Here is a 15,371-nt window from a genome sequence, read left to right as displayed (position 1 = left end):
CAGGTCAGAGCAGCAGGTCGCCCAATGTGAACGGATACACTACGGCGTTCTGCTCGACCGGCCCGGCGATGCCCGGCACGTCCGGCGCGCACGCGTGCTGGTGCACCCCGAGCCGCGAGTGGAACCAGCCGGCCCGGCCCGGGATGCCGTTGTGGCGGATCAGCCACAGCACCACTTCGGAGTCGGCCCAGCGGTCGGGGTGCAGCCGGTGCTGCCAGCAGTCGTAGTCGGCGTAGATCAGCACGCGCTCGATCCGCGCCGCGTGCCGGACGTACTTGATCCACGCCTTGATGAACCGGTCGTCGACGCTCGGCGCCGCCACCTCCAGCGCCGGCGCCAGCGAGCCGGGCGAGAACGCGCCGAGCCGGCTCGCGGTGCGCACGAAGTGGTCGGCCTGGTCGTGCACCGCGCCGGGCCGCGCGTAATGACGGCCGCCGACGTGCAGGCCCGCCTCCTGGGCGTCGCTGAGGCTCCGCTCCGCGGCCAAGCTGGTCCAGTTGACGTTCTCGCTGATCGTCACCGAGACGAACCGGGCCTGCGCGCCGCGCACGGCCTGCCAGTCGGTGACGCGCTCACGGTGGGACAGCGAGATGCCGAGTTCGGCTTCCGGCTCCGTCACAGTCCGCCCCCGGCGCGTAGATGAGAGCACACCATACGTCGCCGGAGACCGACCCGCAGTCACACCACACCGGGTTGATCAGGCGTTTTCTTCTCCGGGTGGCGGGCCGGCCGGCTCCGCGTACCGCCCGACAACTCCGTGGACGGCATCCGTAGGCTAATAAGGTATGAGCACCCCAGTGTTGACTGCGGTGGCCTGGCCCTACGCCAACGGCCCCCGCCACATCGGCCACGTGTCCGGATTCGGCGTCCCGTCCGACGTCTTCTCCCGCTACCAGCGAATGGCCGGCAACCGGGTGCTCATGGTGTCCGGCACCGACGAACACGGCACGCCGATCACCGTCCAGGCCGACAAGGAAGGCCTCACCTCCCAGCAGACCGCCGACAAGTACACCCGCCAGATCGGCAACGACCTGCAGGGCCTCGGCCTGTCCTACGACCTGTTCACGCGGACCACCACCGGCAACCACGCCGACGTGACGCAGCAGATCTTCCTGGCGCTGCACCGCAACGGCTACGTCGTGCCGAAGACCACGCGCGGGGCGATCAGCCCGTCCACCGGCCGCACGCTGCCCGACCGCTACGTCGAGGGCACCTGCCCGATCTGCGGGTACGACGGCGCGCGCGGCGACCAGTGCGACAACTGCGGCAACCAGCTCGACGCCGCGGAGCTGATCAACCCGAAGTCGCGGATCAACGGCGAGACGCCGAAGTTCGTCGAGACCGAGCACTACTTCCTCGACCTCCCGGCGTTCACCAAGACCCTCGGCGACTGGCTCTCGACCAAGACCGACTGGCGCCCGAACGTCCTCAACTTCACCAAGAACCTGATCGACGACATGCGGCCCCGGCCGATCACCCGCGACCTCGACTGGGGCGTCAAGATCCCGCTCGACGGCTGGCGCGACCAGCCGATGAAGCGGTTCTACGTCTGGTTCGACGCGGTGATCGGCTACTTCTCGGCCAGTGTCGAGTGGGCCCGCCGCTCCGGGAACCCGGACGCGTGGCAGGAGTGGTGGAACAACGCCGACGCGCGGTCCTACTACTTCATGGGCAAGGACAACATCACCTTCCACGCCCAGATCTGGCCGGCGCTGCTGTTCGGCCACAACGGCGAGGGTGACAAGGGCGGCGAGCCCGGGAAGTACGGCAAGCTGCACCTGCCGGACGAGATCGTCTCCAGCGAGTTCCTCACCATGAGCGGCTCGAAGTTCTCGACCTCGCGCGGGCGCGTCATCTACGTCGAGGACTTCCTGCGCGACTTCGGCCCGGACACGCTGCGGTACTTCATCTCGGTCGCCGGCCCGGAGACCCAGGACACCGACTTCACCTGGGACGAGTTCGTCCGCCGGACCAACTTCGAGCTGGCCAACGAGTGGGGCAACCTGGTCAACCGGTCCATCTCGATGGCGCACAAGAACGTCGGCTCGATCCCGCGCCCGGAGGCCCCGGCCCCGGCCGACGAAGAGCTGAAGGCGCTGTCCCGCAAGGCGTTCGACACCGTCGGGGCGCACCTGGCCCGGTCGCGCTTCAAGCAGGCGGCCGGCGAGGCGATGCGCGTCGTCACGGCGGCGAACAAGTACCTGTCGGACCAGGAGCCGTGGAAGCTCAAGGACGACCCGGTCCGCCGGGACAGCGTGCTGCACACGGCGCTGCAGGTCGTCAGCGACGCCAACACGCTGCTGACGCCGTTCCTGCCGCACTCGGCCCAGAAGATCCACGAGGCCCTCGGCGGCACCGGCGTCTGGGCCGCGCAGCCGGAGCTCAAGGAGGTCGAGGACCTCGACATCGCCGGGCGGGTCAACCCGATCCTCACCGGCGACTACGCGTCGGAGCAGGCGAAGTGGGAGTCGAAGCCGATCGAGGTCGGCACCCCGCTCGCCAAGCCGTCGCCGCTGTTCACGAAGCTCGACCCGGAACTCGGGGAGAACGGCCCCGAGTGGGCCCCGATCACGAAGTAAGAGGTATGCGAGTTGGGTGACGAGAAGCGCGAGCTGCCGCCGGTCCCGGACCGGCTCCCGGTATCGGTGGTGGACGCGCACACCCACCTCGACGCGTGCGGCGCGGTCACCGCGGCCGACGTCACGGCCATGGTCGACCGCGCCGAGCGCGCGGGCGTCGCGCGCGTGGTGACGGTCGCGGACGACCTCGCGTCCGCCCGCTGGGCGGCCGAGGCCGCCACGTGGGACCCGCGCGTGTGGGCCGCGGTCGCGATCCACCCGACCCGCACCAAGGCCTTCGGCGACGCCGAGAAGTCCGAAGTGGAGCGCCTGGCCTCGGCCGAGCGCGTCGTCGCGGTCGGCGAGACCGGCCTCGACTACTACTGGGACTACTCGCCCCGCGACGCCCAGCAGGAGGCGTTCCGCTGGCACATCGACCTCGCGAAGCGGCTGGGCAAGCCGCTGATGATCCACGACCGCGAGGCCCACGAGGACGTGTTGCGCATTCTGGCCGAAGAGGGTGCGCCGAATGCCGTAATCTTCCATTGTTTTTCCGGCGACGCGGAAATCGCCCGCCGCTGCCTCGACGCGGGGTACGTCCTTTCGTTCGCGGGGACCGTGACGTTCAAGAACGCGAAGGGGCTCCACGAGGCGGCGCGGCTCTGCCCGCCGGGCAGTTACCTCGTCGAGACCGACGCGCCGTTTCTGACCCCCCACCCGTTCCGTGGGCGGCCGAACGAGCCGTACGGCGCCGCCTACACCGTCCGTCACCTCGCGGCGCTCAGGGGCGAAGCTGTCCACGAAGTCGCCGAATCGGTCCGGACCACTGCCGAGCGGATCTACCGACTCCCCAGTGTCACAACGGGTTGAACGCACTGCGACAACCGGGTTCCTTGATCGCCCACCTGATGGAGTGACCCAGATCACGACACTCCGGGGGGTGTTTGCGCAACCCGGCGGGACCCGTTACTGTCCCGTGATCGTGCCGGTCGGTACTGCACCATGCAGTTGCCGGCTGTTACGCCCTCAGTCACGTCAGTGCACGTCGGGGAAGCGGAACCGGGTTGGTACGACCGGGACCGTGACGATGGCGCCGGCTGCGGGCCCAGACGTAAAGACGCCGCCCCGAACGGCGTCTTGGGAAAGGGAACGACCCGGTGACAGGTAGCAGACAGGCTGGAGCACGCTCCGCCGCCGTCCTCGACCGCAATTACTTCGAGGACACCGCGTACGGCCAGCTCGACTTTTCTGACGACCCGAACATCACGCAGCAGGACATCCTCGCCGCGCTCGGCCCCGACGCCGACGCGATGATGGCCGAGATCGACGTCGACGTCGACGAGCTGATCCGCCTCATCAACGCGGAGACCACCTTCCTCCCCCCGATCGTCATCCCGGACGAGATCGAGGCGGACCGCACCGCGTCCCCGCAGGCCAAGCGCGCCGCGATGGACGAGAGCATCCGGGCGACCTCCAAGGTCTGGAAGCGCCGCTTCCTCAAGGGCGCCGTCCTCAGCGTCATGATCAGTGTCGCCGGTGGCGGCGCGGCCGCGCTGGCGATGAACAAGAGCGTCACCGTCGACGTCGACGGCCAGCAGACCACCGTGCACTCGTTCGGCGACACCGTCGGCGAAGTGCTGGAGGACGCGGGCCTGTCCGTCGGCGCGCACGACTCGCTCTCCCCGTCCCCGCAGGCCGAGGTCGGCGACGGCGGCGTCATCAAGCTCGAGCGCGGCCGCCAGCTGAAGCTGGTCGTCGACGGCGCGGAGCACACCTCGTGGGTCCGCGCGACGCACCTCGGTGACGCGCTCACCCAGCTCGGCATGAAGCAGGCCGAGCAGGCCGGCACCTGGATGTCGATGCCGAAGGACGGCGAACTGCCGCTCGACGGCGCGACCGTCCAGATCAAGACCCTCAAGCACCTCACGCTCTTCGACGGTGCGAACGAGCCGAAGCAGGTCACGACGACCGCGGTCACCACGAAGGAGTTCCTGGGCGAGTACAAGCTCACCCTGGGCCCGGAGGACGCGGCCGAGGGCGGCCTGGACGTCAAGCTGACCGACGGCGCCGAGGTCCACATCAGCCGGACCGGCGTCTCGATGGTCAACCAGAAGGAGACCATCGCCCCGCCCGAGCAGAAGGTCGACGACCCGGACCTCGACAAGGGCAAGACCCAGGTCGAGGACCCGGGCACGCCGGGCGAGAAGATGGTGACCTACAAGGTCACGCAGAAGAACGGCAAAGAGGTCTCGCGCCAGTCGATGTCGGAGCAGGTGATCACTCCGGCCAAGCCGAAGATCACCCACGTCGGCACCAAGAAGGCCGCGACCCCCGACATCGGCGACGGTTCCGCGTGGGACCGCATCGCGCAGTGCGAGTCGGGCGGCAACTGGGCCATCAACACCGGCAACGGCTACTACGGCGGCCTCCAGTTCGACAAGCAGACCTGGAACGCCTACGGCGGCTCCGCGTACGCCGCGCTGCCGAGCCAGGCTTCGCGCGAAGAGCAGATCGCGATCGCGGAGAAGGTCAAGGCCGGACGTGGCGGCAGCTACAGCGCCTGGCCGGTCTGCGGCAAGAAGGCCTGATTTTTCTTTCCCCGAAACGGCCCCCGCCTCCCAGCGGGGGCCGTTTCGCGTCCAGCCAAGCCCTCTCGCGCACCTGGAGAGGCATCACGCGTGATCCCCGGGGCATCACGCGTGATCCCCGAGGCATCAAGCGTGTGCCGAGGGGCATCACCCGTGTCTGCCGGGGCATCACGGTGATGCCCGCCCAACCACGCAAGATGCCCCTCCAATCACACGAGATGCCTGCCCAATCACACGTGATGCCCCTCCAATCACGCGAGATGCCTGCCCAATCACACGTGATGCCCCTCCAATCACGCGAGATGCCTGCCTAGTCACGCGTGATGCCCCTCGAATCACGCGTGATCCGTCTCCAATCACGTGAGTTGCGGGTTCTGATCACGTTGGGTCCGCGTGCGTGCACGTGTGTCGACTGTCCAATCACGCGTGTCGGCTTCTTGATCACGCGTGTCGACCCTTCAATCACGCGAACCGACCTTTGGGTGCGCGAGCCGACCCCTCGCGCGCGGGAAATTCGGGTGCTCCGGCCTCGGGACCTGGTCAGACTGGGGCCGTGGAGGACTACCAGCGGAACCACCTTCGGAACTTCCGCGAGGCGGTCGACCGGCTGGCGTGGCCCGCCGAGCGGCAGCAGGCGTGGCTGCGCGAGATCGGCATCCCCGGCTGCGCAGACGAACTCGCCTTGGAGTTCGGCGATTTCTACGAGGTCATCGGCGCTTGGGGCGGCCACGGCGAGGCCGCGCCGACCCTCGCCGAGCTTGATCGGCTGCTCACGCGGATGAGCGGCGAGGTCAACGCGCACCTCTGGACGCCCGAAGCTCTCGCGGCCGAACCGGACTGGCAGCGGATGCGCGAGCTGGCGACCGCTGCCCTCGCGGGGTTGCCGGACCACGCTGGGTAAGCTCACCCGGTGGTTGAACTGCTGGGACCTGCCGAGATCCGCGGGCTGGCGGCCGAGCTCGATGTGCGGCCGACGAAGAAGCTCGGGCAGAACTTCGTGCACGATCCCAACACCGTCCGGCGGATCGTCGAGCTCGCGCACGTCGGGCCGGACGACGTCGTTCTCGAGGTCGGGCCCGGGCTCGGCTCCCTGACGCTCGGGCTGCTCGCCGCCGGGGCGCGGGTCGTGGCCGTCGAGATCGATCCCAAGCTCGCCGAACGCCTGCCGAAGACCGTCGCCGAGCGCGGGCCGGACGCCGCGGGGCGGCTGGACGTCGTCGAGGCCGACGCCATGCGCGTCGCGAAGGACGACCTGCCCGCCGCGCCCACCTCGCTCGTGGCCAACCTGCCCTACAACGTCGCCGTGCCGGTCGTGCTGCACCTGCTCGCGGAGCTGCCGTCCCTCCGGTCAGGCCTCGTGATGGTCCAGACCGAGGTCGCCGACCGGATGGCCGCGGGCCCGGGCAGCCGGATCTACGGCGTCCCGAGCGTCAAGCTCGCCTGGTACGGCCCGGCACGCAAGGTCGCCGCCGTGCCACGCTCGGTGTTCTGGCCGGTGCCGAACGTCGATTCGGCGCTCGTCGCCTTCGAACGCGGTGACGTGCCGGCGTCCGAGGACCGGGATCGGCTGTTCGGCCTCGTGGACGCCGCGTTCTCACAACGCAGGAAGACCCTCCGCGCCGCGCTCGCCGGCTGGGCGGGGTCGGCCGAGCGGGCCGGCGAACTGCTGGTCGCCGCCGGTATCGACCCGAAGACCCGCGGTGAGCAGCTGGACGTGCACGCCTTCGCCCGTCTCGCCGCCGTTCGCTGACGCGTCTGCACTGGTCGCCGTCTCGGCGCGTGAAAATACGCCCTCGCGAGTGCTGATCCCGCGATTCGGACACCTCCACTCGTGTGATCTGGCCCAACGGGCTTGCGTTCGCTCCTCGGGATCGGTTTTACTCAATACGTCCATCCCGAGCGACTGAGAGACCTGGCTCGCCGAAGTCGCAGCAACCACCCTCCGCAGGGCAGGTGCTACCGCCAGGACCGATGGAGGCCGTCCCGATGAAGAGGGTTGCTCGCCCGCTGCTGCTGACCAAACGCCGCGTAGTCGACGAGGGTCGCCGCTCCGTGACCGCATGTCGACGCTCCAACTGAGCTTGATCGACCCGTCACACCTCTTCTTCATGCACCGTCCATAGAGGACGGAAACTCGCTTGCGGCCGGACGCGTACAGCAACGCGCCCCGTTTTCTGGAGCCTTCGTGATCACCGTCGAAAACCTGTCCAAGTCCTTTGCCCTCAACGGAAATCCGGTCGTCGCGCTGCGCGACGTGAGCGTCGACGTCCAGGCCGGCTCACTGTTCGGCGTGGTCGGCCCGGCCGGGTCCGGCAAGTCCGTCCTCGCCCGGTGCATCGCGCTCCAGGAGCGGCCGGACCGCGGTGTCGTCCGGCTCGACGGCCTCAACACCGGCACCCTCGACGGCCGCCGGCTCCGCGAGATCCGCCGCCAGCTCGGGGTCGTCGGAACCAAGCCCGAGCTGATCGCCGAGCGCACCATCGCCGGCAACATCGCCTCCCCGCTGGAGCAGCTCGGGGTCGACGGCCCGCAGCGCCGCAGCAAGGTCGGCTCGCTGCTCGACCTCGTCGGCCTGACCCCGCGCGCCGCGCAGCGTCCGGGCGAGCTGACCGCCGGGCAGCTCCGCCGCGTCGCCGTCGCGAAGGCGCTGGCCGCGGCCCCCGCGGTGCTGCTCGCCGACGACCCGACCGCCGGGATCGACCCGGAGGAGGCCGGCGCGGTGCTGACCGTCCTCGACCGGGCGCGCGCCGAGCTGGGCGTCACCATCGTGGTCACGACGCCGGACGCGAGTGTCGTCCGCCGCGTCTGCGACGACGTCGCGGTGCTCGAAGACGGCACCGTCGTCGAGCGCGGCACCGTCCTCGACCTGGTCTCGAACCCGACGAGCCGCACCGCGCAGGCGCTGCTGCCCGCCATCGAGACGACCCGCTCGCAGGCGTCGCGCTACGACCGCTCGGTCGACGTCGTGCTGGTCGGCTTCGCGTCGGTCGGCGCGCTGCTGCCCGAGGCCGCGGGCCGCTTCGACGTCGAGTTCGCCACCATCGGCGGCGGCCTGACCCGGATCGGCGACACCCCGGTGGGCCGGTTCCGCCTGGGCGTCCGCGGTGAGCGGGCCGACGCGGCGCTGGCGTGGGTCGCCGAGCGCGGCGGCCACGTGACGCACACCGCGCGCGGCCCCCAGGGCGTCGCCGCAGCCTGACCCCGATTGTCCGTGAAGGCCACGTTGAGGGACTCAGAGTCCCTCAACGTGGCCTTCACGGCTTTCAGCGGCTGCCGCGCGGGAGCAGGAGAAGCGCGGCGAGGGCGGCGGCGCCGACGATGGCCGCCGCCCAAGCCGCGGCTGTTGTGTAGCCGTGGACGATCGCGGCCGACGTCGTGAGCCCGGCCGCCGCCGCGGTGGCGATCGTGTTGAGCGTCGCCGTTCCCAAAGATGCGCCGACCTGCTGTGACGTCGTCACGAACGCCGACGCGGCTCCAGCGTCTCGCGCCCCGACGTCCCGGGTCGCGACGTTCAGCACCACCGGCATGCACAGCCCGGCGCCGAGGCCCAGCAGCAGCTGCATCGGCAGGATCACCGCGGCGTACGACGCGTCCGGCGTCAGCCGCACGGCCAGCAGCAGCCCGCAGGCGAGCACGAACAGCCCGCCCGCCAGCAGCGGACGCGGGCCGAAGCGCGCCAGGAGCCGTCCGGACAGCTGGGTCGACGCGAAGAGGTTCGCGCCCAACGTCGGCAGGAACGCCAGCGCCGCGGCGAGCGCGCCGTACCCCATCACCACCTGCAGCTGGTAGGTCAGGAACAGGAACATCCCGAACGCGCCGAACGACGCCGTCCCGACGGTCAGGTACGCGACGGCGCGGGCCCGGTCGCGCACCACCGCGAGCGGCAGCAGCGGGTGCGGGTGCCGGCCTTGCCGGACCACGAACGCGCCGAGCAGCGCCATCGCCAAACCCAGGAAACCCAGTACGGTCAACGAGTTCCAGCCGGAGGTGGCCGCTTCGGACAGTGCGTGCACGAGCACGACGACCCCGCCGCAGCTGAGCGCCGCACTGGTCCAGTCCAGCTTCGTCTCGCGGTGCCCGGCCGTGGCCGGCACGGCGAACCAGGCGCCCAGCCCGGCGACCACGGCGAGCGGGACGTTGATGTAGAGCGACCAGCGCCAGTCGAGGAACTCGGTCAGCGCGCCGCCGAGCGTGAGGCCGAGCGCGGAGCCGGACATCATGATCGCGCTGAAGATCCCGTACGCCTTCCCGCGTTCGCGCGGGTCGGTGAAGGTGAGCGTCAGCAGCGACATCGTCGACGGCGCGAGCAGCGCGGCGAACACCCCCTGGGCGGCGCGCGCGGCGATCAGCCAGCCGGCCGACGGCGCCGCGCCGCCGAGCGCGGAGGCGACGGCGAACCCGGCGACGCCGACCAGCAGCGTCGTGCGGCGGCCGAACCGGTCGGCCATCCGCCCGCCGAGCAGGAGCAGGCCGCCGAACGCCAGCGTGTACGCGGAGATCGTCCACTGGCGGCCGGTGTCGGACATCCCCAGCGCGCGTTGCGCCGAGGGCAGGGCGATGTTCACGACGGTCGTGTCGAGCACGACCATGAGCTGGGCCAGGCCCAGCGCGGCGAGCGCGAGCCAGCGGCTCGCGGCGCGCGGTGGCGCGGTTGTCGTCATGGGAGACCCCCGGGGTAAGCTGCGGATGCATTGCCTGTCGGCCGACAAGCAATGCCGAAGGTAAGCCATTGCTAGTCGGCCGTCAAGTAAGTTGAAGGGGTGGAGCATGGCCGGGCGGCGCACCGACACGCGCGAACGCATCCAGCGCGTCGCGCTCGAACTGTTCGCCGAGCAGGGGTACGAGGGCAGCTCGCTGCGGGAGATCGCCGAGCGGCTGAACGTCACGAAAGCCGCGCTGTACTACCACTTCCGCACGAAGGAGGACATCGTTTCGAGCCTCCTCGAGGACTGGGGGACCGCGCTCGACGACCTCCTCGAGCGCGAGACGCGCCCGGCCGAGCTGCTCGCCGCGTACGCCGGGCTGGTCGAGACCCGGTTCGGCCCGGTGATGGGCCTGGTCCAGCGCAACACGTCGGCGTTGAAGGCCATCGCGGCCGGTGCCGGGCTCGCGGACCGCATGCTGCGGCTGCACGAACGGCTCCGCGGCGGTTCGGCCGACCCCGAGTCGGACCTGCGGGCCCGGCTCGCCCTGGTCGCCGTCCAGCTCAACAGCGCCGAGGGCGGTCCGGGCACGCCGCCGGACATCGCGCTCGCCGTCGCGCTCGACGTCCTTTCTCCTGGCGGGAAGCCGGCCGGTGCGGGCACGTAGGCTGGTCGGGTGCTCGCTGTAGTCCCGCCCCCAGTCACCGTCCGGGTTCCGGCCAAGGTCAACCTGCACCTGGCGGTCGACGACCTGCGTGAAGACGGTTACCACGAACTGGTGACCGTGTTCCAGGCCCTGTCGCTGACCGACGAGGTGACCGTCGCGGTCACCGACGACCCGGGCCTAGAGATCTACGGCGAAGGCGAGGGCACGGTCCCGACCGACGCCACGAACCTGGCCTGGCGCGCCGTCGAAGCGCTGGCCGCGCACGTCGGCCGCACCGGGGAGCCGAAGGTGCGCGTGGTGCTGCGCAAGGGCATCCCGGTCGCCGGCGGCATGGCGGGCGGCAGCGCCGACGCGGCGGCGACGCTCGTCGGGCTCGCCTCGCTCTGGAACCTCGAAATCACCCGTGACGAGCTCGCGGCGATCGCCGCCGGCCTGGGCAGCGACGTCCCGTTCGCGCTCTACGGCGGCACGGCGCTGGGCACCGGCCGGGGTGAGCAGCTCGTCCCGGTGCTGTCGCGCCACACGTTCCACTGGGTGCTGGCCTTCGACCAGCGCGGCCTGTCGACGCCGAAGGTGTTCGGCGAGCTGGACCGCCTGCGCGCGGAGGGCAACCCGCCGCGGATCGGCTCGCACACCCCGGTCGTCGAGGCGCTGGCCTCGGGCGACCCGCGTCAGCTGGCGCTCCTGCTGGGCAACGACCTCCAGGCGGCCGCGGTGTCGCTGCGCCCGGGGCTGCGCCGCACCTTGCGCGCCGGCGTCAACGCGGGCGCGCTCGCGGGCACGGTCTCCGGTTCCGGCCCGACGTGCGCGTTCCTCTGCGAAGACGCGCAGACGGCGGTCGAGGTCGCGGCCGAGCTGTCGGGCGCGGGGGTGTGCCGCACGGTCCGCGTGGCCCACGGCCCGGTCCCGGGAGCGCGGGTGGTCGGCGGCGACGACGCGCCGCGCCCGGCACCGCCGCGGGTGCACGCGTGAGGCGCGCCGAGTTCGCGTTTCCGGGACCGTTGCGGGACAAGCTCGTCGCGGCGATCCTCGACGGCACGAAGACGACGACCTCCGCGCTGCTCGCGGGCTACGAAGCCGAAGGCGAAGCGCCGCCGGTGGCCGGCGAGCGCGAACTGGTCGTCGACTCCGCGGACAAGGGCGTCGCGATCATCGAGATCCGCGAAGTGCGGGTCATTCCACTCTCCGAAGTGGACCTCGCGCACGCGGTCGGTGAGGGTGAGGGCTTCACCACCGTCGCCGGATGGCGCGCGGACCACACCTCCTTCTGGCACACGGCCGAAGTGCGCGCCGAGCTGAAGGATCCCGAATTCACCGTGGACGACACGACCCCGATCGTGGCGACCCGGTTCACCCTTGTGGAAAGGATCGGCTGAGCGCATGGCCAACCTGGTCAACCTGGAGGCGGTGAGCAAGTCCTACGGGGTGAAGCCGCTGCTGGACGGCGTCTCGCTGGGCGTCGCGGCCGGGCAGCGCATCGGTGTCGTCGGCCTCAACGGTGGCGGCAAGACCACGCTCCTCGAAGTCCTTTCCGGACTCGCCGACCCGGATTCCGGGCGGGTGAGCCACGTCGGCGGCCTGCGGATGGCCGTGGTCACCCAGCGGACCGAGCTCCCGGACGGCAGCAGCGTCGGCGAGGTCGTGCTCGAACGCTACGGCGCCGAGCACGAATGGGCCGCCGACGCGCGCGTCCGGTCCATTGTGGACGGCCTGGGCATCACGGCGATCGGGCTCGAGACGCCGACCGCGAACCTCTCCGGTGGCGAGCGGCGGCGGGTTTCGCTGGCCGCCGCGCTGACCGGCGAACTCGACCTCGTCGTGCTCGACGAGCCGACCAACCACCTGGACGTCGAAGGTGTCCAGTGGCTCGCCGACCACCTGCTGACCCGGCGGATCGCGGTCGTGGTCGTCACCCACGACCGGTGGTTCCTCGACACCGTCGCGAGTGTGACGTGGGAGGTCGCCAACGGCCGCGTCGAGAGTTACGAAGGTGGTTACGCAGACTGGATCTTCGCGCGCGCCGAGCGGGCGCGGCTGGCCGCGACGGCCGAGGACAAGCGGCAGAACCTGGCGCGCAAGGAGCTCGCGTGGCTGCGCCGCGGGCCGCAGGCGCGCTCGTCCAAGCCGCGCTACCGGATCGACGCCGCCGAGGCGCTGATCGCCGACGTGCCGCCGCCGCGCGACACCGTCGAGCTGATGGCGTTCGCGAAGCGGCGGCTCGGCAAGACCGTGCTGGAGCTGGAGGACACGACCTACCAGGTCGGCGACCGGACGCTGCTCGACCACGTCACCTGGCGGGTCGGCCCCGGCGACCGGATCGGCCTGGTCGGCGTCAACGGCTCGGGCAAGACGTCGCTGCTCAAGCTGCTCGGCGGGGACGTCGAAGGCTCGACCGGGCGCCGGATCCAGGGCAAGACCGTCGCGCTCGCGCACCTGCGCCAGGAGCTCGACGACCTGCCCGCGGACCTGCGCGTGCTGCAGGCGATCGAGCAGGTCGCCGGGCGCGTGGTGTTCGGCAAGCAGGAGATGACGGCGTCGCAGCTGGGCGAGAAGCTGGGTTTCCCGCAGGCCCGCCAGTGGACGCCGGTCGGCGACCTGTCGGGCGGCGAGCGGCGCCGGCTGCAGCTGTGCCGGCTGCTGATGGCCGAGCCGAACGTCCTGCTCCTCGACGAGCCGACGAACGACCTGGACATCGACACCCTGCAGCAGCTGGAGGACCTCCTCGACGGCTGGCCGGGCACGATGATCGTGGTTTCGCACGACCGGTACCTGGTGGAACGCGTCTGCGACACGATCGTCGCCCTCTTCGGCGACGGCCGGATCACGCACCTGCCGGGCGGCATCGAGGAGTACCTGAAGCGCCGCGCCCTGGCCAAGGAACCGGCGGCCGCGACGGCCCCGACGGCGGCGAAGACCGAGGCCAAGAAGTCGGCGGCGGACCTGCGCGCGGCCCAGAAGGACCTGGGACGCCTGGAGCGCAAGCTGGACCAGCTGCACTCCAAGGAAGAGAAGCTCCACGCGTCCCTGCTCGAGGCGGCGACGGACCCGGCGAAGCTGATGGAGCTGAACGCCCAGCTGAAGGGCGTCCAGTCCGAGATCCAGGACGTCGAGGCCCGCTGGCTGGAGACTTCCGAGCTGCTGGAATGACCGGTTTCCGCGTTGGTCGGCGGATGTTGACAGCGAGACAGTAATCTCTGGCCATGAGCAGGTTCGTGGACACGCTCGTCGCCACCGCGGCGGGGCGAGGTCAGCAGCGTGGCATGGTCACCGGGGAGCCGAAGGAGCCGGTCCGGCGGACCTGGGCCGAGGTGCACGAGCAGGCCCGGCGGATCGCCGGTGGCCTGGTCGCCGGCGGGTTCGAACGGGGCGGGGCCGTCGCGGTGCTGGCCGCGGCGCCGGTGCTGATCGCGCCCACCGTGCAGGCCGTGTGGCTGGCCGGGGGCAGCGTCACCATGTTGCACCAGCCGACCCCGCGGACCGACCTCGCCGAGTGGGCCGAGGACACCGTGCGGGTGCTCGGGATGATCGGGTCGGACCTGGTGCTGCTGGGCGAGCCGTTCGACCAGCTCGCCCCCGTGCTCGCCGAGAAGGGCATCGGCTTCAAGCTGATCAACGAGCTGGCCGGCGCCGAGCCGCTCGCCGACGTCGTCGTCACCGACGAGGGCGAGACCGCGCTGCTGCAGCTGACCAGCGGGTCGACCGCCGACCCGAAGGCCGTGCGGATCACCTACGGCAACCTGTACTCCAACGTCAAGGCCATGGTCGACCGCGCGGAGTTCGACTTCGACACCGACGTGATGGTCTCGTGGCTGCCGACGTTCCACGACATGGGGATGGTCGGGTTCCTGACCGTGCCGATGACGTTCGGCGTCGAGCTGGTCAAGATCACCCCGGTCGAGTTCCTGACCGGGCCGCTGATCTGGCCCGCGCTGATCACGAAGTACAAGGGCACGACCACGGCCGCGCCGAACTTCGCCTACGCGATCGTCGGCCGCCGGATGGCCCGCGTCGAAAACGACGACGAGTACGACCTGTCGACGCTGCGGATCGCCCTCAACGGCGCCGAGCCCGTCGACGAGTCCGCCGTCCAGACCTTCGTCGACGCCGGCGCCCGGTTCAAGATGCCCGCCGAGTGCGTGTTCCCGGCCTACGGCATGGCCGAGGCGACCCTCGCGGTGTCGTTCGCGCCGCTGTTCACCGGCCTCACCCTGGACGTCGTCGAGGCCGACGCGCTGGAGGCCGACAACCGCGCCGTCCCCGTCCCCGAGGGTGACGAGCGGCGCGGCACCGACGGCGTCCGCTCGTTCGCGGTGCTCGGCCGCCCGCTGGACGGGCTCGAGGCGGAGATCGTCGACGACAAGGGCGAACGGCTCGGCGAGCGCGAGGTCGGCGAGATCCGGCTGCGCGGCGAGGCCGTCACGCCCGGCTACCTGACCATGGACGGCCCGCTCGACACCCAGGACGCCGACGGCTGGCTCAACACGGGCGACCTCGGTTACCTGATCGACGGCCAGATCGTCATCTGCGGCCGCCGCAAGGACGTCATCATCATGGGCGGCCGCAACCTGTACCCGACGGACATCGAGCGCGCGGCGACGTCGGTCGAAGGGGTGCGCGCGGGCAACGCGGTGGCGGTGCGGCTCGACGCGGGCAGCCGCCGCGAGCGCTTCGCCGTCGTCCTGGAGTCCAAGCTGGCGGGGGACGCCGAGGCCGAGAAGAACCTGGTGAAGCAGGTGTCGGCCCGGGTCCGCGACGCCGTCGACATGCGGCCGTACGCGGTGGTCGTGCTGCCGGCGGGCAGCCTGCCGAAAACGCCGTCCGGCAAGGTCAAGCGGGCGGCCACGGCCACCCAGTTCGCGGACAGGATCAAGAAGAACGCGGACGCCTGACGCGTCGCTTTCACGTGAAAGTGCCC

13 protein-coding genes and 1 riboswitch are annotated in these 15,371 nt (G+C 70.9%); of the genes, 11 read left to right on the top strand and 2 right to left on the bottom strand.

The genetic code is table 11. From position 1 onward, the window contains the following. Positions 1-4: 4 nt before the first annotated feature. A complete protein-coding gene (locus VA596_RS04055; protein WP_323323727.1) occupies positions 5-619 on the bottom strand; it encodes a glycoside hydrolase family 25 protein in 615 nt (204 codons plus the stop codon). A 166-nt stretch (positions 620-785) separates the two neighbouring features. Here VA596_RS04055 and metG point away from each other — a divergent pair, with 166 nt between their 5' ends. The 6 genes from metG to VA596_RS04025 all read left to right on the top strand — a co-directional run bounded on the left by metG (position 786) and on the right by VA596_RS04025 (position 8,345). After that, the gene (metG, locus tag VA596_RS04050) at positions 786-2,579 is read left to right on the top strand and encodes a methionine--tRNA ligase (RefSeq protein WP_323323725.1); all 1,794 of its coding nucleotides are present in this window, start codon (positions 786-788) and stop codon (positions 2,577-2,579) included. A 12-nt stretch (positions 2,580-2,591) separates the two neighbouring features. Further along, positions 2,592-3,428 carry a TatD family hydrolase gene (locus tag VA596_RS04045; RefSeq protein WP_323323723.1) on the top strand — a complete coding sequence of 279 codons (837 nt, stop codon included), beginning with the start codon at positions 2,592-2,594 and terminating at the stop codon, positions 3,426-3,428. 287 nt (positions 3,429-3,715) lie between these two features. Continuing rightward, positions 3,716-5,146, top strand: coding sequence for a transglycosylase family protein (locus VA596_RS04040; protein WP_323323721.1), 1,431 nt, complete (start codon positions 3,716-3,718; stop codon positions 5,144-5,146). A gap of 553 nt (positions 5,147-5,699) precedes the next feature. After that, entirely contained in the window at positions 5,700-6,047 is a 348-nt protein-coding gene (locus tag VA596_RS04035; protein WP_323323719.1) for a hypothetical protein, read from the top strand. Positions 6,048-6,056: 9 nt separating this feature from the next. After that, positions 6,057-6,896, top strand: a complete 840-nt coding sequence (gene rsmA, locus VA596_RS04030; RefSeq protein ID WP_323323717.1) for a 16S rRNA (adenine(1518)-N(6)/adenine(1519)-N(6))-dimethyltransferase RsmA — start codon at positions 6,057-6,059, stop codon at positions 6,894-6,896. 137 nt (positions 6,897-7,033) lie between these two features. Next, positions 7,034-7,124: riboswitch (SAM riboswitch) on the top strand. Between the two features lie 207 nt (positions 7,125-7,331). Continuing rightward, complete coding sequence (locus tag VA596_RS04025; protein ID WP_323323715.1) at positions 7,332-8,345, top strand: methionine ABC transporter ATP-binding protein; 1,014 nt, start codon at positions 7,332-7,334, stop codon at positions 8,343-8,345. 64 nt (positions 8,346-8,409) lie between these two features. Here VA596_RS04025 and VA596_RS04020 read toward each other — a convergent pair whose 3' ends face one another. Beyond that, positions 8,410-9,807 carry a DHA2 family efflux MFS transporter permease subunit gene (locus tag VA596_RS04020; RefSeq protein ID WP_323323713.1) on the bottom strand — a complete coding sequence of 466 codons (1,398 nt, stop codon included), beginning with the start codon at positions 9,805-9,807 and terminating at the stop codon, positions 8,410-8,412. A gap of 106 nt (positions 9,808-9,913) precedes the next feature. On the opposite strand from VA596_RS04020, the gene VA596_RS04015 reads away from it, so the two are divergent. From VA596_RS04015 to VA596_RS03995, 5 genes are read left to right on the top strand one after another with little or no spacing between them, the layout of a single operon-like run. Continuing rightward, positions 9,914-10,456 (top strand): TetR/AcrR family transcriptional regulator, encoded by a 543-nt coding sequence (locus VA596_RS04015; RefSeq protein WP_323323711.1) that lies wholly within the window; start codon positions 9,914-9,916, stop codon positions 10,454-10,456. Between the two features lie 9 nt (positions 10,457-10,465). Beyond that, a complete protein-coding gene (locus VA596_RS04010) occupies positions 10,466-11,428 on the top strand; it encodes a 4-(cytidine 5'-diphospho)-2-C-methyl-D-erythritol kinase (RefSeq protein WP_323323709.1) in 963 nt (320 codons plus the stop codon). Next, positions 11,425-11,832 carry an ASCH domain-containing protein gene (locus VA596_RS04005; protein WP_323323707.1) on the top strand — a complete coding sequence of 136 codons (408 nt, stop codon included), beginning with the start codon at positions 11,425-11,427 and terminating at the stop codon, positions 11,830-11,832. The genes VA596_RS04010 and VA596_RS04005 overlap by 4 nt, the downstream gene beginning before the upstream one ends. 4 nt (positions 11,833-11,836) lie before the next feature. Further along, a complete protein-coding gene (locus VA596_RS04000; RefSeq protein ID WP_323323705.1) occupies positions 11,837-13,603 on the top strand; it encodes an ABC-F family ATP-binding cassette domain-containing protein in 1,767 nt (588 codons plus the stop codon). A gap of 53 nt (positions 13,604-13,656) precedes the next feature. Next, complete coding sequence (locus VA596_RS03995; protein ID WP_323323703.1) at positions 13,657-15,345, top strand: fatty acyl-AMP ligase; 1,689 nt, start codon at positions 13,657-13,659, stop codon at positions 15,343-15,345. Positions 15,346-15,371 lie beyond the last annotated feature (26 nt).

Origin of the sequence: Amycolatopsis heterodermiae (genome assembly GCF_034929455.1) — a bacterium.
GTDB lineage: Bacteria > Actinomycetota > Actinomycetes > Mycobacteriales > Pseudonocardiaceae > Amycolatopsis > Amycolatopsis heterodermiae.
Note: the sequence above shows the minus strand (reverse complement) of the source record. Positions and strands in the feature narration are given on the sequence as shown.

Bases quoted from the DNA above. Each gene is read 5' to 3' on its own strand.
- VA596_RS04000 (WP_323323705.1), top strand. From the start codon at position 11,837: ATGGCCAACCTGGTCAACCTGGAGGCGGTGAGCAAGTCCTACGGGGTG.
- VA596_RS04020 (WP_323323713.1), bottom strand. From the start codon at position 9,807: ATGACGACAACCGCGCCACCGCGCGCCGCGAGCCGCTGGCTCGCGCTC.
- metG (WP_323323725.1), top strand. From the start codon at position 786: ATGAGCACCCCAGTGTTGACTGCGGTGGCCTGGCCCTACGCCAACGGC.
- VA596_RS03995 (WP_323323703.1), top strand. From the start codon at position 13,657: ATGAGCAGGTTCGTGGACACGCTCGTCGCCACCGCGGCGGGGCGAGGT.
- VA596_RS04015 (WP_323323711.1), top strand. From the start codon at position 9,914: ATGGCCGGGCGGCGCACCGACACGCGCGAACGCATCCAGCGCGTCGCG.